General features: G+C 72.4%; 23 protein-coding genes. 9 read left to right on the top strand and 14 right to left on the bottom strand.

Annotation, left to right across the window (positions count from 1 at the left end):
- Positions 1-267 precede the first annotated feature (267 nt).
- The 8 genes from OG946_RS24670 to OG946_RS24635 form a co-directional block, all read right to left on the bottom strand.
- On the bottom strand, positions 268-2,091 hold the full coding sequence (locus tag OG946_RS24670) for a type IV secretory system conjugative DNA transfer family protein (RefSeq protein ID WP_442814639.1): 1,824 nt from the start codon (positions 2,089-2,091) through the stop codon (positions 268-270).
- A 41-nt stretch (positions 2,092-2,132) separates the two neighbouring features.
- Positions 2,133-3,587: an ATP/GTP-binding protein gene (locus OG946_RS24665; RefSeq protein WP_326800359.1), complete on the bottom strand. Its 1,455-nt coding sequence runs from the start codon at positions 3,585-3,587 to the stop codon at positions 2,133-2,135.
- 113 nt (positions 3,588-3,700) lie between these two features.
- Positions 3,701-5,197, bottom strand: coding sequence for an SCO6880 family protein (locus tag OG946_RS24660; RefSeq protein ID WP_326798191.1), 1,497 nt, complete (start codon positions 5,195-5,197; stop codon positions 3,701-3,703).
- A 61-nt stretch (positions 5,198-5,258) separates the two neighbouring features.
- Positions 5,259-6,578: a hypothetical protein gene (locus tag OG946_RS24655; RefSeq protein ID WP_326798190.1), complete on the bottom strand. Its 1,320-nt coding sequence runs from the start codon at positions 6,576-6,578 to the stop codon at positions 5,259-5,261.
- Between the two features lies 1 nt (position 6,579).
- The gene (locus OG946_RS24650; RefSeq protein ID WP_326798189.1) at positions 6,580-7,359 is read right to left on the bottom strand and encodes a hypothetical protein; all 780 of its coding nucleotides are present in this window, start codon (positions 7,357-7,359) and stop codon (positions 6,580-6,582) included.
- Positions 7,360-7,393: 34 nt separating this feature from the next.
- Positions 7,394-7,723, bottom strand: a complete 330-nt coding sequence (locus OG946_RS24645; RefSeq protein WP_326798188.1) for a hypothetical protein — start codon at positions 7,721-7,723, stop codon at positions 7,394-7,396.
- 41 nt (positions 7,724-7,764) lie between these two features.
- On the bottom strand, positions 7,765-8,103 hold the full coding sequence (locus tag OG946_RS24640; RefSeq protein ID WP_326798187.1) for a hypothetical protein: 339 nt from the start codon (positions 8,101-8,103) through the stop codon (positions 7,765-7,767).
- Positions 8,100-8,828 carry a DUF6668 family protein gene (locus tag OG946_RS24635; RefSeq protein ID WP_326798186.1) on the bottom strand — a complete coding sequence of 243 codons (729 nt, stop codon included), beginning with the start codon at positions 8,826-8,828 and terminating at the stop codon, positions 8,100-8,102. Before OG946_RS24635 ends, OG946_RS24640 begins: the two co-directional genes overlap by 4 nt.
- A gap of 209 nt (positions 8,829-9,037) precedes the next feature.
- On the opposite strand from OG946_RS24635, the gene OG946_RS24630 reads away from it, so the two are divergent.
- From OG946_RS24630 to OG946_RS24620, 3 genes are all read left to right on the top strand, one after another.
- Complete coding sequence (locus OG946_RS24630) at positions 9,038-9,844, top strand: transglycosylase SLT domain-containing protein (protein WP_326798185.1); 807 nt, start codon at positions 9,038-9,040, stop codon at positions 9,842-9,844.
- 23 nt (positions 9,845-9,867) lie between these two features.
- Positions 9,868-10,854: a hypothetical protein gene (locus tag OG946_RS24625; protein ID WP_326798184.1), complete on the top strand. Its 987-nt coding sequence runs from the start codon at positions 9,868-9,870 to the stop codon at positions 10,852-10,854.
- A gap of 235 nt (positions 10,855-11,089) precedes the next feature.
- On the top strand, positions 11,090-11,677 hold the full coding sequence (locus OG946_RS24620; protein WP_326798183.1) for a sigma-70 family RNA polymerase sigma factor: 588 nt from the start codon (positions 11,090-11,092) through the stop codon (positions 11,675-11,677).
- Positions 11,678-11,698: 21 nt separating this feature from the next.
- Here OG946_RS24620 and OG946_RS24615 read toward each other — a convergent pair whose 3' ends face one another.
- The 3 genes from OG946_RS24615 to OG946_RS24605 are packed head-to-tail and all read right to left on the bottom strand — an operon-like array spanning position 11,699 to position 14,463.
- The gene (locus OG946_RS24615; protein ID WP_326798182.1) at positions 11,699-12,688 is read right to left on the bottom strand and encodes a hypothetical protein; all 990 of its coding nucleotides are present in this window, start codon (positions 12,686-12,688) and stop codon (positions 11,699-11,701) included.
- 60 nt (positions 12,689-12,748) lie between these two features.
- Positions 12,749-13,405: a hypothetical protein gene (locus tag OG946_RS24610; protein ID WP_326798181.1), complete on the bottom strand. Its 657-nt coding sequence runs from the start codon at positions 13,403-13,405 to the stop codon at positions 12,749-12,751.
- Positions 13,402-14,463, bottom strand: a complete 1,062-nt coding sequence (locus tag OG946_RS24605) for a C40 family peptidase (RefSeq protein ID WP_326798180.1) — start codon at positions 14,461-14,463, stop codon at positions 13,402-13,404. Before OG946_RS24605 ends, OG946_RS24610 begins: the two co-directional genes overlap by 4 nt.
- Before the next feature lie 249 nt (positions 14,464-14,712).
- Between OG946_RS24605 and OG946_RS24600 the strand changes: the two genes are divergently transcribed.
- The 6 genes from OG946_RS24600 (at position 14,713) to OG946_RS24575 (ending at position 20,651) form a co-directional block, all read left to right on the top strand.
- Entirely contained in the window at positions 14,713-15,231 is a 519-nt protein-coding gene (locus tag OG946_RS24600) for a DUF6668 family protein (RefSeq protein WP_326798179.1), read from the top strand.
- 12 nt (positions 15,232-15,243) lie between these two features.
- Positions 15,244-15,576, top strand: coding sequence for a hypothetical protein (locus OG946_RS24595; protein ID WP_326798178.1), 333 nt, complete (start codon positions 15,244-15,246; stop codon positions 15,574-15,576).
- Positions 15,577-15,658: 82 nt separating this feature from the next.
- On the top strand, positions 15,659-16,417 hold the full coding sequence (locus OG946_RS24590; protein WP_326798177.1) for a hypothetical protein: 759 nt from the start codon (positions 15,659-15,661) through the stop codon (positions 16,415-16,417).
- Positions 16,417-17,685 (top strand): hypothetical protein, encoded by a 1,269-nt coding sequence (locus OG946_RS24585; protein ID WP_326798176.1) that lies wholly within the window; start codon positions 16,417-16,419, stop codon positions 17,683-17,685. Before OG946_RS24590 ends, OG946_RS24585 begins: the two co-directional genes overlap by 1 nt.
- Positions 17,672-19,168 (top strand): SCO6880 family protein, encoded by a 1,497-nt coding sequence (locus OG946_RS24580; RefSeq protein WP_326798175.1) that lies wholly within the window; start codon positions 17,672-17,674, stop codon positions 19,166-19,168. Before OG946_RS24585 ends, OG946_RS24580 begins: the two co-directional genes overlap by 14 nt.
- A 22-nt stretch (positions 19,169-19,190) precedes the next feature.
- Positions 19,191-20,651: an ATP/GTP-binding protein gene (locus OG946_RS24575; protein ID WP_326798174.1), complete on the top strand. Its 1,461-nt coding sequence runs from the start codon at positions 19,191-19,193 to the stop codon at positions 20,649-20,651.
- Between the two features lie 142 nt (positions 20,652-20,793).
- On the opposite strand, the gene OG946_RS24570 is transcribed toward OG946_RS24575, so the two are convergent.
- The 3 genes from OG946_RS24570 to OG946_RS24560 form a co-directional block, all read right to left on the bottom strand.
- The gene (locus tag OG946_RS24570; protein ID WP_326798173.1) at positions 20,794-23,682 is read right to left on the bottom strand and encodes an AfsR/SARP family transcriptional regulator; all 2,889 of its coding nucleotides are present in this window, start codon (positions 23,680-23,682) and stop codon (positions 20,794-20,796) included.
- Positions 23,683-23,765: 83 nt separating this feature from the next.
- Entirely contained in the window at positions 23,766-23,903 is a 138-nt protein-coding gene (locus OG946_RS24565) for a hypothetical protein (protein ID WP_326798172.1), read from the bottom strand.
- A 138-nt stretch (positions 23,904-24,041) separates the two neighbouring features.
- The gene (locus OG946_RS24560; RefSeq protein WP_326798171.1) at positions 24,042-24,509 is read right to left on the bottom strand and encodes a transposase family protein; all 468 of its coding nucleotides are present in this window, start codon (positions 24,507-24,509) and stop codon (positions 24,042-24,044) included.
- Between the last annotated feature and the right edge of the window lie 104 nt (positions 24,510-24,613).

Below are 24,613 nucleotides of genomic sequence, written 5' to 3'. Positions count from 1 at the left end.
CCAGCTCGTCGTCACAGTAGTCCCGCAGACGACCTCGCCGACGTTGTCCTACACAGCGATCGAGTCGCGTATCCCAATTAGCGGTCGAGTCGTCGCGGGGCTCCGGGCGGCCAAGTCATTTGAGCCATCGAGCGGCGACAAGCTGACAGCCATACCCGGAACCCCTGGGCCAGACGATCCTACGAATGACCGCCTCAGGCCCACGCTTGGAAGGTAGGACAAGCTGAGCGGCACCGGCTCCGCCCCGGGGTACGGCACGGCAGCCGTTCACCAGGCGGTGTCCCCCCGCAGGGGCACGCCGTCCTGCGGGGGCACCGCTTTGTTCAAGGGCACGGCGTCCCGCTGCCACCTGCTCACGGCGTCGGTGATCCCCGCGCCGCCGGTGTGGGACCAGGCGCGGGTGGCCCGCTCGGTGATGGCGGCCGTCTCGGCCTTGGCCGCCGCCGAGATGGTGCCCGCGTTGGGCTCCTTGTACCAGGGGCGCAGGCGGATCAGAGCGGGCCGTACGCCGGTGGCCAGCAGCAGCGCGGTGCCCTTGGGCAGGGCGCGGATACGGTCCGCGGGCAGCACCGGGTCCAGTCGGTAGGAGTAGGAGCGGGAGGTGCCGTCCTTGCTCTTGGAGACCGACGCGGTGCGCACGTCGGCATTGCCCACGAGCTTGGAGACCTTCTCCACGAAGTCGGCGTCGTCCAGGCCCGCGCCGAGAAGCTTGATCGTGGCCGCGCTCCACATCGCGTCCATGCCCGCGTCGCCCCACACCCGGCTTCCCTGACGGTAACTCTGCAGCAGGGTGACGACGTTGATGCCGCGCGAGCCGAGGTGGCTGTACAGGTCGGGCAGGTCGGAGATGCGGCAGACGTTGGCGGCCTCGTCGAGGACCGCCGTCATCGGCGGGTCGAGCCGCCCGCCCATCCGCTCCGCGGCGATCACGCCCGCGCGCATCGTCGCGTCGGCAAGGCCCGCGATCACGCCCGCGGCCGAGCCACCACCGTCCTTCGACAGCAGATACAGGGTGTCGTGGCCCAGAGCGTGCTCGTGCGGATCGAACTGCGGAAGCCCGGGGTCAGGCGTCACCCAGGCTGCGATCTCCGGATCGAGCAGGCAGGCCACGCACTGCCGCGCGGTTTCGTAGATGCCGTCACGGGTCTCCACCGCACCGCGCACCGTCCCCTGCAACTGCTCGGCCATGGCGGTCAGTCCGGCGTCCCGCAGCAGGTCGACCGGCGTGCGGTCGGCGGGGTCGGCGAGCCAGGCCAGCAGGTCGTGCAGGGAGGCCCGGCCGCGGGCGGCGGCGAGGAACAGGGCGGTGAGGGTGTTCTGGGCCGCGGAGATCCAGAAGTCCTTCTTCGACTGGTCGTCGTTGACGGAGGCGACGAAGTGACCCGCCAGGCGGCGGGCGCCTTCCATGGTGTGGCAGTCGGCGAGGATGTCCCACCACATCTCGCGCGGGGCGTGCGCGATGGACTGCGGGTCGAACGTCCACACCCGGCCGGCCTTCTCGCGTTCGGCCCGCGTGACGGCGTACACATCTGACTTGTTGGAGGTCAGCAGCACCGCTCCCTGGGCACGGAGTACGCGCGGGACGGCGATGCCGGTGGACTTGCCGGCGCGCGGGGCCATCAGGTCCAGCTCCACGTCCTCGTACGAGGAGCGCAGCACCGGGCCGCTCGGGTCGAGCTCGCCGAGCAGGTTGCCCGTCTCGTCCGGGTGCAGGTCGTCCCGGCCCTTGAGCGAGGGGCGCAGCTCGCGGGCGCGCTTCGCGATGCCGGTCGGGCACAGTGCCGCCAGCTCCCGCTTCCCGGCCAGGCCCTTGGACCGGTTCGTGAACCGGATCACCCGGTGCACGGCCAGCACCCCGGCGGCGCCGGCCAGGCCGAAGACCAGGACGATGCCGGCGGTCACCGCGGCCGGTGACGCGTCCGGCCAGAGCGTCGCCGGACCGTCGGAGAGCAGGGCGGTGAACGTCGACATGGTGAACGGCGGGGGATCCCAGCCCGCCCCGGTCAGCACTGCGCCCAGGGACCCCCCGAGCCATGTGCCGCCGAACACCACCGCGCCCACGCCCGTCACCATGACGACGGCCCAGGGCATCAGCTCGCTGCCGTACATCTTGCCGTTGGATGCGCTCCCGCTCATCCGGTTCGCCTCCCGGCCGCCGTCGGCTGTTTGGAGAGGCTGGGTATGCCCCCGGGCGACTTCCCGGCGGCCGGCTTGTTCGGTGCCCAGCGCTTGTTGGTGTCGTGCAGGTGCCGCTCGGTGTCGGTGATGGCGACCTGGATCGGGATGCCGGGCCGGCCACCGACCTTGATCAGGAACCGCCCCCGGCCGGGCGGCTCCTCACGGTCCCCGTACGCGGCCCAGCCCGGGGGCGAGGACCAGGAGGAGACCAGGTCGATCTCCCGCCGGGACAGGCCGACGACCCGGCCCAACTCCTCCATCTCCTGGCGCGGCAGCCCCGCGCACACCACCATGCCGGCACGTTCGACGAAGCCACGTGCCTTGACCCGGTCGGCGTCGGTGCCCAGCGCCTCGGCGTCCTTGAGCGTGTGGGTGATCTTGGCGTCGCCCAGGCCGAGGGTGCGGTTGAGCCTGGTCAGGGCGTCGATGCGGTCCACGATGCCGGAGGCCGCGCGCAGGGGCCGCCACAGCTCGTCGAGCACGGTGAAGAACCAGCGCCGCGGCCTCAGCCCCGCGTCCGCCAGGGCGTGCGAGGCGGCCACCGTGCCCAGCCCGTCGGACCAGGCCGCCAGCATCGCCGCCGCGGTGAGCTGGGTGTCCGCCTCGCCGATCCGGGAGATGTCCACGCACACGGCGGGGGCGTCGAGGTCGATACGGGTCGAGGTCTCGGAGCCGAACGTGTCGCCGAGGGGCCCGTCCAGCACGCCCAGCAGCGAGCGGTGCAGCGGGTCCACGGCGTCGCGGTAGCGGCTGTCGTCCCCGCGGTCCAGGGTCACCGCCCGTACCCGGTCGGGGCCTTCGGCGAGGACCCGCAGCAGGTCCGGCAGCAAGGGCTGGCGGTCCGGCCGCGTGCGCTCGCGAAGGTGGTGCAGCGCCGCGGAGAGCACCGACTGCTCGTGGTCGTCGATGGCGTGGTCGCGCACGATGGTGATGAGCGCGGCGACCATGTTCAGGACGCGGCCGTGCGTTTCGACGGCCAGCGTCCGCCCGGCCTCGCCGCCGATGCGCTGGGCGGCGGCGCCCATGGCGCCGGGGTCGAGGACGTTGATGCCGCCCACCCCGCGCCCGATGGACAGGACCTGGCCGCCCAGGGCGCGCACGGTGTCGGCGTAGTCAGGCTTCAGGTCGCCGAGCACCAGCGGGACCACACCTGTCGCGGCCAGCCCGATGAGCATGCGGTTGACCAGAGTGGACTTGCCCAGGCCCGGCATGCCGAGCATGAACAGCGACGGGTTGGAGATGTAGTGGGCGCGGGTGAACCACGACAGCGGGTCCCCGCACACGGTGGCGCCGGTGAACAGGTGCTGGCCCAGCGGGACGCCGGTCATGGGCGCGCCCGAGCCCGCCGCGAACGGCCACAGCCCGCACGCCTGCACGGTGGTAGCACGCCACATCGTCGGCGGGTCCATGTTGGCGACCTGGCCGCCGCCGGGCCCCGGCCAGCCGCGCGGGCTGGGCGGGTCGGTTCGGGGTCCGGCGGGCTTCTTCCCGTTCGCCCTGGCCCTCTTCTTTGTCTCGGACGTCACAGCGCTTCCTTCATCTCGCGCGGCACCAGCGTGTACTCCCAGGGCAGAATCCCGGTCGGCAGCGTGCAACTGAACGCCGCCGCCTGCATCCGGTCGGCCGGGCGCATCGACAGCCGTGCCCCTGCCAGCAGGTTGCGCACGGTCGTGGTCGCGTCGGCCACCTCGGCTTCGCTGTCCACTGTGACCGTGACCATCAGTGAGAACTCCACCAGGCCGGCCCCGGTCGCCTCCTCCACCGCCGTCTGCTCGGCGGCGCGTACCTCGCTGGCGGCGCGCGCCTGCACCAGGCCGCGCTTGGAGGTGGCCATGAACTGCGCGGCGCGCCGGTCGGCTTCGACGATGCGCGCCGAGGTCGCCGGGTCGATCGGCCGGTACAGCAGCGCCACCCGCTTGCGCCGGGTGCCGGGCGCGTCCTCCAGCAGTCCGCGTAGCACCTGGGCGCGTACGGTGCCGCGCGGCGCGAGGGTGAGCATCCAGGTCCGTGACACCCCCGAGTCGTGCTGGTACGAGGTGGCCGTCTCGACGGCCGCCGCGGGACCGGCGTCCTCCCACTCCAGACCGGTGCCGCCGTCGACGGCGCGGGCCTCCAGGACGTCCCCCGCCACGGCCGGGTCGTACGCCACCCGGACGACCTCGGCGATGCGCTCGGCCGACAACGGGGTGGCGGGCCCGCCGCCGGCGCTGACCACTCCCGCCAGCAGGCCGGGGATGCGGGTGGCGAGGTCGGCGACGACGTCGTCGGTACCGCGCCGCTGCCCGGGGGGCGCCCCGTAGGTCAGCGCGAGGTAGGTGTGCATCTCCGAGGACGCGGCCGGGTACCGCTCGACGACCTCCTCCATCACCGCCCGTGCCGCGGCCGGGGCGTCCGGGCTGATGCGCGGCAGCACCTCGGCGGCCAGCCGGGTCCCCGTGTCCGGAGCGGTCTCCACCACCACGGAGGCTCCGCGCAGACCCGGCTCGCTGGAGAGCCGGGCCAGCCAGTGGCCCCATGCCGCCACCCAGTTGTCGATCTGGTCGGGGTCGACGAGGGAGCCGCCGTCCGGGTCGCAGCCCAGTACGACGGTGTACAGGTTGCGGCTGCGGTGGTGCAGCACGCCGAACGGCTGGTCGTAGGCGTCCCTGCCCTCCAGCACCCTGACCCGGCTGAGCAGCCCCGGCGGGCGGTACTTGCCGCCCGGCCGCGGGGACAGCGGGCCGGAGACGTAGGTGGTCACGCCCTTGGCCTTGCGCTGGAACCAGCCGATGCGCATGGCGAGGAGCTGGTAGGCGTTGCGCCCGTCCTGGGTGCGCACGGCGAGCGGCAGCAGGAAGAACGCCTGGAGAACGACGAGGCCCAGCGTGAACGTCAGCGAGACCAGCGAGGCCAGCAGATCGATGATGATCCCGCCGAACAGCCCGACGGTGCCGAGGAGCCCGAACGGCCCCAGGCCGGGCCGCCGGGGCCGGCGCCAGTTGCCGTAGGTGGGGTCGACGTGGGCGACTTGGGTGGACATGGTGGTACCTGTTCTCCCTCTCGGTCGGGGATGGTGGGCGGCGGTTCAGCGGGGCAGCGGTTCAGCGCCCGTCGTCCTGGTTGGCGCCCTCGATCCCGCTCCTGGCAACATCCGCGCTGCCCTTGGCCCGCTGCGCCACGAAGGACGCCACCCCGATCGCGGCGGTGATGCCGGCGCCGACGCCCTTGGCGGCCATCTGGCGACCTGACCCACCGCCGCCTCCGCCTTCGGAGCCGCCGCCGCCTCCAGAGGCGCCCGAGGGGCCGCCGCCTTCAGAGCCGCCCCCGGAGCCGCCGCCTCCAGAGCCGCCCTTGGAGCCGCCGCCTCCGCCGCCCCCTCCGGAGCCGCCGCCTTCACCGCCGCCCCCGCCGCCGCCCGCGCCGCTGGCCGCGGCGCCCGAGGCGGCCTTGGCGGCGCCGGAGGCAGCTCCGGCCGCGCCACCGGCTATGGCACCCGTGGCACCCTTGCCGCCCGCCTCGGCGAGCGACTTCGCGCCGGAGGCGGCGCCTCCCATGACGCCCATGGTCTGCTGGCCGACCGAGTCGCCGCCGAGGGCGGCCGTCGCCGGGACGATCACCCTCATCAGCGCCGGCAGGGCGATGCCCGACAGCAGCAGCACGCCCATGCCCGCGATCTGCACGTCGGTCTGTCGTTGCCCGTCCGCGTCGTAGATCATGACGGCGCCCGAGTAGAAGATGAGACCGATCAGGGGCTTGTACAGCAGCCAGGCGACCATCCAGCCGAGGTGCTTGCGCCACCACGAGCCGCCCCATTCCGTCATGGACGCGGCGGCGGCGAGGGGGAGCGTGCCCATCAGGATGATCATCACGCCGAGCCGGATGTACAGCAGGATCGTGTGGATGATGCCGGCGATGATCAGGAGACACCCGATGATCAGCATCAGCATGGGATGGACACCCGAGCAGTCGATGCCTCGCAGCAACTGCGAGAGAGCCTTGGCGAAGAGGTAATCGGAGTACGAACTCATGAGGTCGGCGAACGCGACGATCACGGTGGTCGCCGCCGCACTGACCACGACGACGCGCAGCAGGCCCTTCATCGCCATCGTGCCCGATTCGGCGCGCCGGTCCAGAGCCATCTTGGCGGCGGCGAAAAGGAGTGATCCGATCGCCAGGTAGATGACAAGCCACCGTATTTCACTGGTGATCGTCTCCGCCGAATCCTGGTCCACCGTCCTGGGGTTGCCGATTCCCTGGAAGATCTCCAGGGCGCCGCGCATCGCGATCTGCCCGATGGCCTCCATCATCTCGTCGACGGGGTCACCGAAGATCAGCTTGAAGAAGTCGATGCTGCCTGTGCACTTGTCGCCGATGTCATAGTCGTCCGACTGCGCGAGGTTTTCCACGCCACGCTGTGCCATGTCACGCTCCCCAACTGACGAAACCGTCAGGCGTCGCCTGTGTTCCCGGCGAATAGGCGTCCCCGTCGGCCTGGGGCGCCACCTTCCAGTCACCGTCCCGCCAGCGCACGGTCACCGACATCGACACGTGGCCGCCGAGGCCGTCCGCGACGAGCAGCCGCACGGTCGCGGCGTCGACCGAGTACGACGTCAGGGAGAAGCCCGCGAATCGCGGGACGGCGCCGTTCCCCGGATCCGTCCCCTCGGCCGCCTCCCGTTCGCGGACGAACGTGTCACGTGGCTTGCCGGGCACGACCTGCTGTTCGGCCACGGTGCGCCAGGCGGTGCCGTTCAACTCGACCGGAATGACGTGCGCCGCCATCACCGCTCCCGCGGGCGTGCGGGCAAAGCACCACCACACCCCCGCGTCGAACCGCAGGGGCCCGGCGGACGGTGAGGTGGGCACCGTGAGGTCGCCGAGCTTCTTCCACTCGGCGTCCTGCGGCGCGGCGGTCGGCTGGGCGGTGTCCCGGTCGTCGGTGACGCAGCCTTCCGGCCGCCCGTCCGGCCCCTGCCGGACCTGCTGCGGGTCGCCGGGGGACAGCGGGCCGACGAGGCCGTCCAGCGGCCCCCCGCCTTCCGCCGCGGCATCGGCGTCCCGCCCGCCCGGGTCGCTCGTCAGGATTCCCACGATCGAAATGACCACCAGGAAGCCCAGGAGGGCGGCGGAGTTGAGCCAGCCGCGCTGTTTGTAGAAAGGCCCGTCAGGCGGCGCCTTTTTGCGTTTCCAGGGGCCGAACATGTCGATGCCTTCTCCCGGGACTCAGCGCCTGGCCCTAGCCCTCGCCCTCCTGGTCACCGAAGAAGAACGTGACGATGGGGCCGGCCGTGGCCACCAGGATGCAGCCGCCCAGAACCATGCCCAGGCGGCTCATGTGCTCGGAGCCCTCGCCGCGCTTCATCGACACGGCCATCATGACTCCGGTGACGATGATGCCCACCACTCCGGCGGCGGTGCCGGCCCAACCGGCGATGCCCAGGACCGTGCCGACCGCGTCGGACAGCTCCGTCGGGGCGTTCCGCTCCACCTCGGGGACCTCGTTGGTGCCGTCCTGGGCGAGGTAGCGGTGGCCGTCCCTGTAGGCGGCAGAGAGGATGCTCTTCATGGGTTTCTCCGGTGTGAGAGTGAGTCGGGGACGAAGTACTGCTATTTGTTGACGAGATAGGGATCCACCACGAATGCGACGAGCGGCCCCGCGGTGGTTCCGAGGATGCAGGCGCCCATCACGATGACGCCCCCCCGGTAGATGTGCGCGCCCTCGCCCGGTTCGCCGCGGCGGAACTGAAAGGCAAGCTGAACACCGAGGATGAGCAGCCCTGCCACGGCGCAGGCCGTCACGCACCACGCGAGGAGGCCGAGCAGGTCGCCCGCTCCGGCGGCGACCGGGTCGAACTGGCAGTCCGGGTTGATCTCGCAGTCCGCGCCGGGCTTGAACTCGTCGGGATCGACCGGGTTCGCCAGCGTGCGGGAGTCCAGCAGGTTCATCGCAGCCTTCCCGCATGCCCGGCCGGCGCCGAGACGAGTGCGGCCAGCGCGCGTACTTCCCTCGGCGGCCGCTCGATCTCCTGACCGACGCGCCAGGCCGGTATCCAGGGAATGCGGCGGACCTCGGCCGCCGAGCGCAGGACGCGCACCCGCTGGCCGAGTTCGCGCGGCAGCCGCCCCGGCGCGTCGGCGACGAGCACGACGGCGAGGAGTTCCACCCCCGCCGGGTGCTCGGCCATGCGCAGCGCGTTCAGCGTCTGGGACGCCGCCCGGATGCCCGCGGCGTGGGTACGCGCGACGAGCAGTATCCGGCCGGGCTCGCCCTCGGCCCGGTCGGGCCACCGGCGGCCCACGTCCGCGCCGCCGAGCGCCCGCGCAAGCGTGCTCGCGCCGGCGCCGCCGTGCGCGCTGACCCAGGTGACCTGATGGTTCTGGGGCCGCGACGGCGCGCGTTCGGCCGGTTCCGCGGGCCAGAACGCGGTGTCCAGGCCCGAGCGCCCCGATGACGCGGCGGGCGCGGTCCGCGCCGGGACCCGCGGGATCGGCGCGGTCGGCGCCGGGACCTGCGGAATCAGCGCGGTCGGCGCCGACGCTTGCGGAATCGCCGCCGGAGTCCGCGTGGTCGGCGCCGGCGCGGGCCCGGCCGGCAGCGGGTCGTCCGGTTGCGTGGTCGGTCCGCGGACCCACATCTGGGAGCCGGCGGACGGCGCCGAAGGGACGCCCATGTGCCTCCCCCCTTCCCTGGCTTCTTCGTTCGCTTCGCGTACTGCGCGGATCGGCTTTGAACTGATGAGCCGCTGTGTCCGTTGCGGCATGCGGGCTCGCGGTGATCCGTCGCACAGCCCACCACGGGAAAACCGGCGGCGCGGTTCAAGGACGCCGGGATCCGTGTCGTGCAGCCGAGCGAGCATCGAGCGAAGAGGAGGCGACCGCCATGGCCGAGGACGAAGGGAAAAGCTCCGACCCGGTGACCCTCCTGCTGATCTTCGGCACCGGCATAACGGGCCTGGGATGCGTCAGTTTCATCATTTTCATCATCCTTTTTCCGATCGCGACGTTTCTCCTGCTTGGCATAGCGAAGACCTTTTGGCCCCTCGTGATCTTCTGCAAGATCTTCCCCGTCTGCGACAGCGGAGGAGGCGGAGACGGAGGGGGCAACGACGAGATCTCGCTGGTCGTCGAGGGCAACGGGCGGCAGGAGCTGTACTCCCCCTCCGTGCCCGTCGCCTGGGTGACGGAGGTCCGGGACGCCGGACGGGAGTGCACCGAGATCGGCCCCATCGTCATCGCCGCACAGATCCAGTTCGAGTCCGGGTGGAACGAGAAGCTGCTCGGCCCCAACGGGGAAGAGGGCCTCTCCCAGCTCCCCGCGGACAAGTTCGACGAGTTCGGCGGGGACGCGGACGACGACGACGAGGACTCGCGCATGGACCCCGAGGACTCGATCGCGGCGCAGGGCAAGTACATGTGCTCGCTGGCCGAGGAGATCGGCGTGCTGCTCGACAACGGTCAGGTCGAGGGGGATCCCCTCGACCTGGCCCTGGCCGCGTACGACGTGGGCCTCGATGTGATCAAGGACGCGAAGGGAATCCCGGAGGGCTCCGAGACGAACGGTTACGTCTACGGCATCAGGTCCTTGTTCCCCTTGTACGCCGGCGTCGAGAAACCCCCGGACGGGGAGACCTACCCATCGCCGTCGCCGTTCCCCTCCGAGCCCGGGGACATCCCGGACGGATTCTGACCCGCACAGCAAGGAGCCAGCACGTGTTCGGCAGACGGAGCCGCCAGAACCGGCAGGACCACGACGTACACGAGGCATACGACGTATACGACGGCACGCTGCAGTGGCCGCCGTCCCCCTTCGCGGTGCTGATCCGCCGCGACGGCAGCGCGCTCGTCGACGGCGAGCCCCTCCGCGTTCCCGACGGCGAACCGGTCCACGCCGCGGTGCTCGACGCGATGCAGCGCCACGCGCAGGCCCGGGGCGAGCCGGTCGAGGCGGCGATCCTCGACCGGAACGAGGGCGCGATCACCCATGTCGAGGTCGCCCCCGACGGATCCAGCCGGATCCTGGGCCAGGAAGAACACGACGAGGCGCCCAAGCCGGAACCCCGGCCCGTGGCCGCGGATTCTCCGACCGCCACGCCGGCGGCCGAACGGCCGTCTCCCGAGCCCCCGCCCGCCGCCGAGCCCCCGCCCGCCGCCGAGCCCCGGCCCACCGCCGGGCCGCGGACCGACGACGCGCCGCAGCCCCCCGGCGTCAGCATGCCGCTCCCGGCGCAAGTCCCCGCCGAACTCGCCGAACTCGCCAGACTCGTCACCGACTCCCTGGACACCGGAAGGCCGGAGCGGGCGGCGGCGGTCGCCTTCCGGCTGCGGCAGCACACCGGGCGCGCCTTCGGCGCCGAGCACCCTTACACCATCGAAGCGCGCGCCCTGGAGGCATTCGTCGCCCACCGGAGCGGGAACCAGCGCTTCGCCACGGCCACCGGCCTCGAACTCACCCGGATCCGCCACCGGTTGGGCGACCCCCGGGCCCACGAGGAGCTGAGGCGTGCGGTTGCCGCGTGGTGGCAGATCGACGACGTGCCGTCCGCCGTCGACCAGGGCCGGGTGCTGCTCGACGTATGGTCCACGCTCGCGGCACAGGGCGGGCCGACAGCGCAGGACACCGAATTACTGCACGGCGTCAATCGGCGTATGCACGCCCTCGCCGCCGTGGCTGCCACCCGCGGAACCGGAGCGGCCTGAGAGCGAAAGGCGCAGGTCAACGGCCGGCGACGGCGAGGGTGCCGGGGCGGGAGACCGGCGCTCCCCCGGCGCGCGGCACCCGGCTCCGGCGGCTGCGCCGCGTGCGGGCCGGCCGCATCGTAAATCGGTCGTCAAGGCAGTGTGGAACACCGGTCGCAACACTCCGGCGCAGCGGGGCCACTGACCACGGTCCCCGACCTCCCCTCACGAGGTCACGGAGTGAAGGAGTGCGACCTTGAGCTGGACCGTCATGGGTTCCACGGGATCTGTCCCCGCCCGGGAACGAGCGCTGCGCGCGCTGTACGAAGAACAGGCGGGGCCGCTGCACAGCTACGTGCTGCGACTGCTGGGAGGCGACCGCCACAAGGCCGAGGACGTGGTGCAGGAGGCCCTGCTGCGCTGCTGGCGGACTCAGGACCTGGAGGGCGACGAGCCGCTGCGGCCGTGGCTGTTCCGGGTGGCCCGCAATCTCGTCGTCGACGACTACCGGCTGCGCATGGCCCGGCCCCGGGAGGTCGACGGCACCGCCTGGCTGGACGATCTACTGGCGAAAAGCGACGACATCGACCGGGTGCTGTCCTCGATAGTCCTCAAGGAGGCGTTCCGGGCGCTGTCGCCCAAGCACCGGGAGGTGCTGTACGAGACCTACTACACCGGCAGGTCGACGCGCGAGGTAGCCCTTGTGCTCGGCATCCCCCCGGGCACCGTCAAGTCGCGCCTCTACCACGCGGTGCGGGCGCTGCGCATGGCCCTGGACATCGTGGAGACCCCCTCCGGGGAGGTCGCCGGGAAGCCGGCCTGGGCGTACTCGTCCGCGGCGTGACCCGGGCCCGTCCCGGGCGTGTCATGTCGCCGCCGGGATGTCCTGCGCCGGCCGCTCCCAGGAGCGCATCGGACGCCGCGGCCGCACCGCGCCGGCCCCGCCCGCCGTGGCCGACGTCGCTGGCGTCGCTGGCGTCGCCGAGGGAGAATCCACCGCGGCGGGCGGGGGCGCAGAGGATGCCGGTGCGGCCGGCCGGTGCTGCGGCTGCGGTCCGCCCTCGTCGCGGGCCGCAGTCAGCCACGCCTGGTGTTCCAGTACGGCGGCGAGCGCCTCTCCCGTCTCGCCCGGAAGCTGGTTGCGCAGGCGGATCATGGTGTCCCCGGCGGACAACGCGGTGTCCACGTCCGTGATCCCCATCCAGAGAGTCTCCGCGCGGGTCGCCGCGGCCTCGGCTCGCTCGCCCTCTCCCCTGTAGTGCCATCGCTCGGCGATGTCGCGGAAGAGCTTCAGGCTGCCGACGGCGTCCCCGGCCACCGCGGTGACGCGGGCCCGGACCTCGCGGATGCGCAGGGCATCGGAGTCGGATACCCCGAGGCTGCCGGAAGCCTGCTCGTCAAGCCGCGTCGCGAGCGTGGCGGCCTCGTCGATACGGCCCGCCTTCAGGTGTTCCGTGACCTGGGCCAGGGACTCGGCGTATGCGCCGGGCTCTGGCTGCGCGCCGGCAGGAGGCCGGTCGTCGCGTTTCCTGGGTGCCCTGGCGCGCCGTCCACTCGGCGGCTTGCCGTGTTGTGCACCGCCCGGCAGCTCCCCCACCGCTCCGTCGGGCGAGATGACCAGGTGCCACACGGTGCCGTCCGCCTCGGTGGCCTCGGCCCGCACCGCACGGCCGAGCCGGGCGGCCGCGGCTGCCACCTCGGCGACGGCCGCGGCGCGGGTGGGGTGCCCGGCGACGGGCACCAGCGGACCGGAGGCGGTGATCCGTCCGTCGCCGTGCACGGTGAGGGCGTAGACCGGCCACGAAGGCACGTCCGTGGACTCGGTGGACTCGGTGGACTCGTGTGTCGTATGCATGAAGGGTTTCCTCCGGCGGTGTGGCGGTGCGGCTTCGGGATCCAGGGCCATGGGGTCCGGCTACTGGAAGAGGATGTCGTCGACCCGCCACGCTTCGCCGGCTGCCTTGCGCGTGAGGTGCACATACGCCGGGACGGTGGCGGGCTCGCCCGTCCACCCGTCGCGCCCGCGGGGAGTGGTGGTGACGGCCCACTGGCGCCAGGCCTCGGTGTCGGTGTCGGCGGGCTTGGCGGCGTCCTCGGCCTTCTGCAACGCGACGGTGGTGTAGGCACGGTGACCGGCCCACTCCTGCCATTGGGCGCCGGGGGCCGCGCGGGGGCGGTGCTTGCTCAGGCTCGCCGCGTACGCGTGGGTCAGCCAGCCCGCGCTCGCGGCCCGCACCTCGGCGTCGGAGGGGCCGCGGTCGACCGTGGTGTCGAACGTCCCCATCACCGTGAGCGCGCCCTTGCTGACCGCGTCGGCGTCGGCCTGGTCGACGTCGTCCGGCCGCGGGACGCCTCCCTTGGGCGTACCCCCCGAGCCCGCGGGCAGCGGCTCGGCCTCGGCGGCGTCGGACGGGATCGGGTACGGGCCGGTGCCGGTCGCGGCGGGAGCAGAGGGCGTCGCGGGTCCCTGCCGCCCGCCGTCGGTGCCGGAACCGCACCCCACCGCGGTGAGGACGGCCGCGAGTGCCGTCGCAGCCGCCGCTGTGGCACCGCGCGTGACGGAGGGAGTCATCCGAAGCGCCTCACATTCTGGGGCAGGCCGTCGTAGTAGGGCTCGTCGAGGTCGCTGATCTTGACCACGTCGCCGGTCTTCGGCGCGTGGATGAGCTGCCCGCCGCCGAGGTAGATGCCGATGTGGTCATAGCTGCCGCGCTGGTTGAACCCGATGACGTCACCGGGGCGCATGTCCTCGCGCGGCACCGGCTCGCCCTCGGTGACCTGGAGCTGGGAGACCCGCGGCAGCAGTACCCGGCCGCCGCTGGCGTGGTAGACCGCGTACTGGACGAAGCTGGAGCAGTCGAAACCGACCGTGTCCGCACCCTGCGCGAAACCGCGGGAGGGGCCCTCGGGACCTCCGCCGCCCCACGAGTACGGGGTGCCGAGCCACTCCTTCGCGTGGGCCACGACCCGATCGCCGAACGCGCCGCCGTCCCCGGCCGGCGCACCGCCCGTGAAGTCGGCCATCGACTCGGTGATCGCGGCGACGTAGCCCTGCGTCTCCGGGTACGGCGGCACACCTCCGTACTCCTCGACCGCGCCGGGGCCGGCGTTGTACGCGGCGAGCAGCAGCCGTGTGGTGTCGCCGCCGAGGGCCAGCTCCTCGACCTTGCCGGCGAGCCAGCAGTCGTAGCGGGCCTGGGTCATGATCGCGTCGCCCGGGGTGAACGGGTCGGCGACGCCGTCCGGTCGGGGACTGCCGTCCTTGCCCGCCGCGTCCACTCCCCATGTCTCCCAGGTACCGGGGATGAACTGGCTCAGCCCCTGGGCACTGGCGGGGCTGACCGCGTCGGGGTTCCAGCCGGACTCCGCCTGGATCTGCGCGGCCAGCAGCGGAGCACTGACCTCCGCGCACTGCCTGCCGGCGCGTTCGATCCACGGCACGAACTCGTCAGGGACGTGGCCGGCGTCGAGCGTGGTGGCGAACCCCGTGGGGGCTGAACCTTGGCCTTGTTGCTGCGGCTCCACGGCTCCTCCCAGCACGGACAGGCCGACCACGGAACCGAGCAGCCCCAGGACGGTGCAGCCCGTCACCAGCATCGTCGTTCTCGCCCGAGCGGTGAGACCGCTCATGTCCAACCCCCAGGAGCCATGTGAGACAGGAAGTCATGCGCCCACAACAACGCAACTTGCCCTATCTGTCTGACTTATTGAAAAGTTACTACTTGTATAGAGTTAGGAACTCATGTATATACTTGGACTGTTACGTCCGCAGAAGAAGGTGATTTCGTGGCAGGGGATGGGTGGGCTGTCAATCCCTGGCTGCCGCTGCCGCGCCCTCCAGGGGGCATAAACGGGAAACCGCGGCGATCGGTTCAGGGCGTGCCGACGGAACTCACGGGCCCGGCCGCCCCCCAGGGGGCCGGGGTGCCGCCGCCCGAGCAGGCGCTGCCCGTCGCTCCGCCGCGACTTGGCGACAATCGCGCCTGGTGGTGGCTGGGCGTGCACGGCGGTGCGGGTGTCAGCACGCTGGAGCGGGCCGTGCCCGGCGGCCGGGACGCGGGCCGCGCCTGGCCCGCGTCCGTGCGGACCGAGCCGGTCGTGCTGGTCGCCCGCTCCAGCGCGCACGGCCTGGAGGCTGCGCAGAACGCCGCGCAGCAGTGGGCCTCGGGCATGGTCACCGGTATCGACCTGCTCGGCCTCGTCGTCGTCGCCGACGTTCCCGGCCGACGCCCCAAGGTCCTCCAGAACCTGGTGCGGCTGGTCTCCGGCGCGGTGCCCCGGATGTGGGAGATCCCGTGGGTGGAGCCCTGGCGGCTCGGCGAGCCGCCCCTGTCGCACCTGCCCAAGGAGTGCGCGCCCCTGACGCGCGACCTGGCCCGACTCACCCGACCCGTGTAGAGGGGAACCGCGTTGTCCAGTCTGCCGGCGGCCGTCCTGTCGGACGTCTCCACGTACGTCACTCATCTTGGTCACCTCGCCGCCGCCTCACCGCAGCCCTCGGGCGTGCCGGACGTGGGTGAGGGAGAGGCGCCGCCCGGAGCCGATGACCTGCTGAAGGTGCTGCGGTGGGTGGCCTGGTCCGTCACTTCTCTGTGCGTCGCGGGCATCTTCGGCGTCGCCGCACGGATGGCGATCGACCACTCCCGGGGAGGTGGCCGTGAGCACGCCAGGGGACTCGGCTTCGTCCTGGGCGCGTGCGTACTCGTCGGCTCCGCCTCGGGCATCGTCGGCGCACTCGTGTGACGAGACGGCCATCGGGCCTGAGGCACCGGCCAACTGACCACCCATCACCTGAGGGGAGACCACCGAGGATGGGGAAGCGACCATGACAGAGCCCGGCAGCCGCGCCGCGGCCGACGAGCCGCGCAGTCCGTGGCTGCGCACCGGCTTCGTCCTCGCCGCCGCGTTCATCGGCTTCGTCGCCGTCATCGGCGCCGTGGTCGCTATCGGCCCGGACGGCTCCACCGACGACGACCCCGCCGCCGCGGAGTCGTCCGGCGCCGGGACGGCCGGTCCGCCGGGGTCCGCGCCCGCCGACGACGGCTCCCCCTGCCCCGAGTTGGCCGACGAGCAGCAGGACACACCCGCCTCCCCTCCCGACGGGGTGACCTGGGCCCTGTATCGCGCCGTCGCCCTCCCCGCCTCGAAGGCGGCCGGGCCGGCCGTGGCCGGCGGGGACGTGGCGCGCTGCTACGCGCGCACCCCCGTCGGCGCCCTGCTGGCCAGCAGCCAGATCAGCGTCCGCTACCTGGCCGCCGACGACTGGCTGGAGGTGACGCTCGCGCAGACCGTCGGCGCGGGCCGCGACACCTACATCGAGGACCGGTCCGCGGCGGAGGAGACCGCACCCCCGGACGCGGAGGACGGCGCCCACGGGCAGATCGCCGGGTTCAGGTTCGTCACGTACAGCGACACCACGGCGGTGATCCAGACCGTGTGGCGGTTCCCGGACGGGCGCATGCAGGCCGCCACCACGACGATGCTGTGGCAGGACGGCGACTGGAAGCTGGAGTACCCGGCAGAACCCGCGGCCCCCACCCCGGTCGACTCGCTCGCCGGCTACACCGCATGGGGAGGCGTGTGATGGCGGGCTGTGACTTCGGCTTCGTGTCCCCGACGGTCGGCGGCTACTGCGTCGGCGACGGGGCGGGTACGGCACCGCAGGACCTCGGTGGCAGCGCGTTCGACGACATCGCCGAGAGCGCCGCACAGGCGGCGAGTACGACGGTCAAGGCGCTCGGCAGCGCCTGGATGGACCTGGGCGGTCCCGACCTGAGCGACGACGGCGGCCCGGTGGCGTTCCTGCGCGGCTCCACACTGTGGCTCACCTCGTTCGCGGCCGTGCTGTGCCTGCTGGTCGCCGCGGGGCACCTCGCCTGGCAGCGTCGCGGCGAGCCCGCCCGGCAGGCCCTTCAGGGGGTGCTCAACCTGGTGGTGGTCTCCTCGGCCGGGGTCGCCACCGTCAATCTGCTGACCGCGGCGGGAGACAAGTTCAGCGTCTGGATCATCGACAGGTCCACCGGCTGCCGGCAGATCAGCGCCACCGGGGAGCCGGTGGCCGAGTGCGTCGCCGAGTTCGACAAACGCACCTCGGCGATGCTGGCCCTCGGCGGCACGGACTCCTCGTTCCTCGTCCTGACCATGGCCATCCTGGTGCTCGCCGGCAGCGTGGCGCAGATCGCGCTGATGATCGTGCGCCTGGCCATGCTGGTGATCCTCACCGGCACGCTACCGCTGGCGGCGGCGGTCAGCGGCACCGCCGGCGGCCGGGTCATGTTCCGCAAGTTCGCCGGCTGGCTGGTCGCCTTCGTGCTGTACAAACCCGCGGCTGCCGTGATCTACGCCGCGGCGTTCGCGATGACCGGCCGGCGGCAGGAGAACGAGGTCGTCTCCATGGTCTCCGGGGTGGTGCTGATCGTCCTCGCCTGTCTCACCCTGCCCGCGCTGATGCGGTTCGCCGCCCCGGTCGCACAGGCGGCGCTCTCGGGAACGGGCCGAGCCGCCGGGGGATCCCCCGCAGGCGGTGGAGCGGCCGCGGTCACCGGGGCGCTGTCCGTACCGCACCTGCGGAGCCTGGCCGCCGGCCGGTCGGTGTCGGGCGCCGCCGTCGCCCCCGGCGGATCCAGCGGCACCGGGGCGCGCAACGCCGCGGGGGCGGGCGCCGCCGCCCGGGGCGCGGAGCGGCCGGCCGGAGCGCCGGACGCCGAGCGCACCGTGAAGAACCCCGCCCGGGGGGACCCGGAGGACACCGAGCAAACGCACCCGTACGAGCAGGAGGAGCCGGAGCACGTGCCCGTGCCGTCCCGCCGGCCCACCGACGACCAGCAGGAGGAGCACCGTGGCAGCCACTGAAGCGCCCACCCCCCGCACCTACGGCAACTTCCGCAAGCCCCGCACCTCCGGCCTGCGCGGTCTGTCCCTGGGGGCGACCCTGCTGCTGTTCTCCGGGCTGGCCGTCGTGGTGCTGGTCACGCTGATCTCCCTCTGGCTCGCGCTGGCCGTGGCGGTCGGTCTGGTGGTGCTCATGGCCCCGCTCGCGGTGAAGGACCGGCACGGCCGCACGCTGATGCAGCGCGGCGCGGTCCGGCTGGCCTGGTGGCGCACCTCCTCCTCCGGCGGCCACCACTACCGCTCGGGCCCGCTCGGCCGGGCCGGCTACGGCACCTGCCGACTGCCCGGCCTGGCCGCCGAGTCCACGCTGACGGAGGCGCGGGACGGCTACGGGCGCCCGTTCGCCGTGATCACGATCCCGGCGACCGGGCACCACACCGCCGTCATCGCCTGCGACGCGGACGGCGGCGCCCTCGTCGACGAGCAGCAGGTCGACACCTGGGTCGCCCACTGGGGCCAGTGGCTGTCCGCCCTGGGCGCCGAGCCGGGCCTCGTCGCCGCGAGCGTCACCGTGGAGAGCGCCCCCGACTCCGGAATCCGGCTCCAGCACGAGATCGACGCCGCCGTCGACGACGCCCCCCGCCTCGCCAGGGCGATGCTGGATGAAGTCCTGTCCGCCTACCCCGCCGGCTCTGCGCAGATCACCACGCGCATCGCCCTGACGTACTCCGGCGCGGCCCGCCCCGGCACTCCCCGCCGCACCGCCGAGGACATGGCGGTGCACATCGGCACCCGGCTGCCCGGCCTGACCGCCGGGCTGTCCATGACCGGCGCCGGCGCGGCCGTACCGATGACCGCGACCGAGCTCGCCGAGTCGGTGCGTGTCGCCTACGACCCGACCGTCGCGCCTTTGGTGGAGGAGGCACGGGCCACCGGCGGCACGGGACTGACCTGGGATCAGGCCGGCCCCATGGCCGCCCAGGAGTCCTGGGACCACTACCGGCACGACGGGGCGTTCAGCGTGACCTGGGCCATGACCGAGGCCCCGCAGGGCGAGGTGTTCTCCAACGTCCTGACCGGCCTGGTCCAGCCCAACCGCGACATCGCCCGCAAGCGGGTCACCCTCCTCTACCGCCCGCACACCCGCGCCGAGGGCGCCCGCGTCGTCCAACAGGACTACAAGAACGCCCTGTTCAACGCCCAGCAGTCACAGGTCGGGCAGGCCCGCGACGATGCCGAGGTCACCTCGGCGCGCCGGACCACCGAGGAACAGGCCCAGGGGCACGGGGTGATCCGCTTCGGCCTGCTGATCACCGCGACGGTCAGCTCCGCCGGGGAACTGGTGAACGCCGCCGCGGCCGTGGACAACCTGGCACCCGCCGCCCGCATCGCGGTGCGGCCGGTCTACGGCTCCCAGGCGGCTGCGTTCGCGGCGGCGCTGCCGCTGGGGCTGGTGCTGCCGCTGCACACGGCGGTACCGCAGACCGTACGCGACGCGGTGTAGCGGACGAGGAGGAAGAGTTTCCATGGCACGTACGACCAAGGAACCCCGCGAGCCGCGCCCCACCGCCCGGGGGTGGCCGGGACCCGGCGGCGGCACGGTCGGCTACGTCGAGCCCGCACCCGAGTGGCGCGGCACCTCCGTACAGGTCTGCGGCCTCTGGCCGTTCGGCGCCGGAGCCGGCACCCCGATGGTCGGGGTGCCGCTGGGCCGTGACCTCGACTCGGGGGCCACGGTGTGCTGCGACCCCGTGTCGTGGTTCACCCGCACGAACCTGCTGGCCAACCCGTCGATGTTCGTGCTGGGCCGGCCGGGCCTCGGCAAGTCGACCGCCGTACGGCGCATGGCCCTCGGCCTGTCCGGCTACGGCGTCCACCCGCTGATCTTCGGCGACCTCAAGCCCGACTACGTCGACCTGATCCGCGCGATCGGCGGCCAGGTCATCAGCCTCGGCCGCGGCCGCGGCAACCTCAACGTCCTCGACCCCGGCGAGTCGGTCCAGGCCGCGGCCCGCCTGACCGGCGACGCGCGCCACCGCCTCCTCGCCGACATCCACGGCCGCCGCCTGCACATGGTCTCCGCACTGGTGACCATCCTGCGCACGGAGCCGCCGACCGACCGCGAGGAGACGATCCTGTCGGCGGCACTGAACGTCCTGGACGACCGGCACGCGGAGGGGCGTGTCCCCGTACTCGGCGACCTTGTGCAGGTCATCAAGGACGCGCCGGAAGCGGTGCGTTCTGTCGCGCTGGACCGCGGCGACATCACCCGCTACCGGGACATCACCGAGAACCTGGAGGCGTCGCTCACCGCCATGCTCGGCGACGGCCGCCTGGGCGGCACGTTCGCCCGTCCGACGACGGAGGCGATGAAGCTGGACCGCCCGGTCTGCTTCGACGTCAGCGGCATCGACGACAGCGAGGTCCTGCTCCAGGCGGCGGCGCTGCTGTCCTGCTGGTCGTACGGCTTCGGCGCGGTCTCCACGGCACACGCGCTCGCGGACGCCGGTCTGGAACCGCAGCGCAACTACTTCCTGGTCATGGACGAGCTGTGGCGCGTCCTCCAGGCGGGCCGGGGCCTGGTCGACCGCGTCAACGCCCTCACCCGTCTGGACCGGCAGCGCGGCGTGGGCCTGGCCATGATCACCCACAGCATCGACGATCTCCTCGCCCTGCCCACAGCGGAGGACCGCACCAAAGCGAAGGGCTTCGTGGAACGGGCGGGCATGGTGATCTGCGCGGGCCTGCCGCCGGCGGAGATGCCGCAGCTCGGGCAGGTCGTGGAGCTGACCGAGGCGGAGAAGCGCCTCCTGGTCGACTGGTCCACTCCACCCGCGTGGGACGGCACGAACAGTCGCCGTGCAGACCCACCGGGTCTCGGCAACTTCCTGATCAAGGTGGGCAGCCGCCCCGGAATCCCCCTGCACGTCGATCTGACGGCGGCGGAGCTGGAGATCAACGACACCAACAAGCGGTGGAACAAGTAGGTGGACCTCTCTCATGCCGATTGAACCGCTTGGCGCCTTTTTCCGTGGAGTTGGCAAGGCCGTCTTCCACCGGCGGACCTGCCAGCCGGGACCGGACCCGGCCGCCCCCCGCTTCCCCGGGTCCGGTCCCTTGCCAAGGGCGTCACGGCCGAGCGGTCGTGTCCGTGGGGCGCAGAGTCCCCTCCGGGCCGGCGGCGGGATGCGGCCCTGCGCCCGGCTCACGTTCGTCCAGGCTGCGGAGTCTCCCCCGGATCTCCCCGGCGTCCGGATGGCCGAACTCCTCTAAGATCGCGAGCGCCTGCCGCCAGGTGGTGCGGGCCGCCTCCGGGTCGTCCGCGGCCAGATGGACGTCGCCGAGGTGGTACAGGGTCTGGCCCTCGCCCGAGCGGTTGCCGACGTCCCGGTGCGCGTCGAGCGCCTGGTGGTAGTGCTCGATCGCGTCGTCGTGGCGGTGGAGCCGGTCCTGGAGAGTGCCGAGGACATCGAGCGTGACGCCTTCGACCCAGCGGTCGCCGATGGCGCGCAGGACGGTCAGCGCCTGCTCCAGACAGTCGACGGCCTCGTCGTACCGGTCGAGCCGCCGGTAGGCGTCGCCCAGGTTGGCCAGGACGATGCCCTGGCCCCAGGAGTCGCCGCTGGCCCGGTGAAGTGCCAGGGCCCGGCGGCAGTATTCGACGGCCTCGTCGGGCCGGTCCGCCTGGAGGTAGGTGTGGCCCAGGTTGGACAGGGCCCGGGTTTCGCCCCGGGTGTCCCCGAGTTCCCGCCAGAGTGTCATCGATCGGCGGAGGTGGACGACGGCCTCGTCGAACTGGCGCATCGAGCACAGGGCGGCGGCTTTGTCGTCGTGGCTCCATGCCTGGCCGATGTGCTCGTCGGTGTCGTGGGTGGCGTGGAGGGAGGTGGTGGCGGTGTCGAGCCAGTCGTGGAGGTGGCTGCGGAGGTAGAAGAATCCCCAGAGTGCGGCGGTCAGTCGCCATGCCATGTCTGGTCGGTCGGTTGCTGCGGCCTGGTGTACGGCGGCGACGAGGTTGGGGCGTTCGGTCTCGCACCATTCCAGGGCCTGGTCGTGGGTGGTGAAGGCCAGTGGACGGCAGTGGGGGGGCAGGGGTGTGAGGGGGATGCGGCGGCGGTGGGGGGCGAGGTGGGGGTAGGCGGCGTCGGCGGTGTGCAGGTACCAGGACAGCAGCCGCTCGGTCGCCCGCTTTCGCTCCTCTTGCGTGTCGTTGGTCTGTGCGCGTTCGGTGGCGTAGATGCGCAGGAGGTCGTGCTGGGTGTAGCGGCCTGGTGCGTGCTCGGTGAGCAGGTGGGCGCGGGTGAGTTCGGTCAGCAGACAGTGGGTCTCGCGCAGGGGGAGCCCGGCCAGGGCGGCTGCGGCGGGTGCGGAGATGTCGCGCCCGGTGTGCAGGCCCAGCAGCCGGAACAGCCGGGAGGCGGGCGCGGTGAGTGCTGCGTAGGAGGAGGAGAAGACCGCCCGTACGTCCGTACTGAGGTCACCGCCGGTGAAAGCATCGAGGCTGCCCCGGTTGTCACGCAGCTCCCCGGCGATGGCGCTGAGAGAGAACCCGGGGTGGGCGGCGGCCCTCGCGGCGGCGATGGCCAGGGCCAGCGGCAGCCGGGCGCAGCGGTCGATGATCTCCTTCACCGCCCGGGGTTCGGCGGCCAGCCGGGCGGCGCCCAGGCGGCGCATCAGGAAGCTGTACGCCTCATCCGCTGTCAGCGGGTCCAGCGTCAGCGGCTGCGCCCCGTTGTTGACGATCAGTCCGGTGAGCTGGCTGCGGCTGGTCACGATCACCAGACAACCCGGCGCACCCGGCAGCAACGGCCGCACATGCTCGCTGTCACGGGCGTTGTCCAAAACGATGAGCATCCGCCGCTTGGCGAGCAGACTGCGGTACAACGCCGCCTGCGCCTCCACAGCCGCCGGTATACGCCGCGCGGGAACCCCCAGCGCATCAAGGAAGACACGCACCGCCTCCGCCGGCGGCACCGCAGAGCCCACCGGGTCGAAACCGCGCAGATTGATGTACAACTGCCCATCCGGATAACGATGCGCAACCCGATGCGCCCAGTGCACCGCAAGAGCCGTCTTCCCGATACCCGCCATCCCACCGATCACCGTGATCACCACCGCGGCCGGCTGCTCCCCCTCACCGGGCAACAACCCCCCAGCCCGCTCCAGCTCAGCCCCCCGACCCGCGAAAGCAACCAGATCGGCAGGCAACTGTGCCGGGTGGGCCGGGTGCTCGACAGCCGGAGACACTCCCACCTCGGCCTCAGCGTCCCCCTCCCCCTCTCCGCCGGCTTCCTGCTCTGTGGAGGGGGGGTGGAGGGATGTGTCGGCGGTGAGGATGCGGTGGTGGAGTTCCTGGAGGGATGCGCCGGGTTCGACTCCCAGTTCCGCTGCCAGGATGCTGCGTGTCCTGCGGTATGCCGCCAGTGCCTCGGCCTGTCGTCCGGACCGGTACAGCGCCAGCATGAGCAGCCAGCACAGCCGTTCCCGCAGCGGGTGCTCACCGGTCAGCACGCCCAACTCGGCGATCACCTCGCTGTGCCGGCCGAGCTGGAGATCGACCTCCAGGCGGGTCTCCCGCACGGTGAGCCGCTTCTCGGCCAGCCGGGAGCGCTCAGCCTCGGCCAGCGGCCCCGGCAGCCCGGCCAGCGGCACGCCCTGCCATCCGTCCAGCGCGGTACGCAGCAACTCCGCAGCGGCCTGCACCTCATCCCCGGCGCGCAGCCGCTTCGCCCCGGCGACCCGCTGCTCGAACACACCGAGGTCCAGGGCGCGTTCCGGGACGCGGGCCAGGTATCCGTGCGCGGTCGAGACGATCACCTGCGGGGAGGTGCCGGAATCCCGCGCGGGTTCGAGCACCTTGCGCAGCCGCGACGCATAGGTGCGCAGCACCGACACCGCCGCGGACGGCGGTTCATCACCCCACACGGCGTCGATGAGTTCGGCGACCGCGACCGGCCGCCCGCGCCGCAGCAACAACGCCGCCAGCACCACACGCTGCTGCGGCGAACCCAGCGGCACCTCACGCTCACCGCACCACGCACGAACCGGCCCCAACACCGAAAACCGCAGAGATCCCTCAAGAGATCCGTCATAGGCTGCGTTCATGATTCCGCCCAGGCGTCCTTCGGCACGATCGCCGTACTGACCGTCATGTCCTTGCCGGCCGCGAACACGGAACGGACCGGAACCGTGACAACGGCCGGTGCCAGTGCCGCCGCGCAGGCGACCGCAGTGAGCATAGGGAGTGGGTGCCGCCGCGGTCCGGCGGCCTCGATGAGAGCGTCCATACCCGCCAGGTTCCCGCCGACCGGGCGGCCTTGGGGGGTGCACCCTCTCACACGTCCCGGAATCGTCATTCCCGTGGACGCAGGGCGGCTTCAAGTGTCCGGTAGGGGCGGGCTGTCGGTGATGCCCCAGATCCGGATGGCGTGTTCGGGTGCGTCCCGGATCGCTCGGGTGGTCTTGGCGATGTTGTCCGCTCCGAGCAGCCGTAGCCTGCCGATGGCCGGGTTCCGCAGAGCGGCTATTGCCCGCGGCGCGCTGCCGGTGTGGACGACGGAGCGCGCCGGCGTCCGGGCAGGTGGCGGCGGATGCCGAGGCGTTCCAGCACCGTGGTGGTGGCGCGCTGTCCCCGGCTCGGTGATCTCGGTGATGGTCCGGGCGCCGGAGACGACTGCGCAGGCGCAGATCAGCAGCAGGCCGACCAGGGGATACCACCGCCCGCGACGCGAACGCGGGTCGGGTACGCGCTGGAGGTGGGCGCGCAGGCGGCCGGTGTCGTGCTGGTGAAGGGGGCCCAGTTTCGCCAGGACGGCAGGGACCAGAGAGGAAGGAGCGGCAGGCACGGGACCTCGATGTGATCAGCTGGCGTAGACACCCTGATGATCACCGGTCTCGTGCCTGTGCTGCTGCGTCAACTCCCGCTGGACGCGGACGATCTACGCGACCC

This window comes from Streptomyces sp. NBC_01808 (genome assembly GCF_035917395.1).
In the GTDB taxonomy this organism is placed as follows: Bacteria; Actinomycetota; Actinomycetes; order Streptomycetales; family Streptomycetaceae; genus Streptomyces.
The sequence above is the reverse complement of the archived record's forward strand: the minus strand, read 5'-3'. Positions and strand labels throughout refer to the sequence as shown.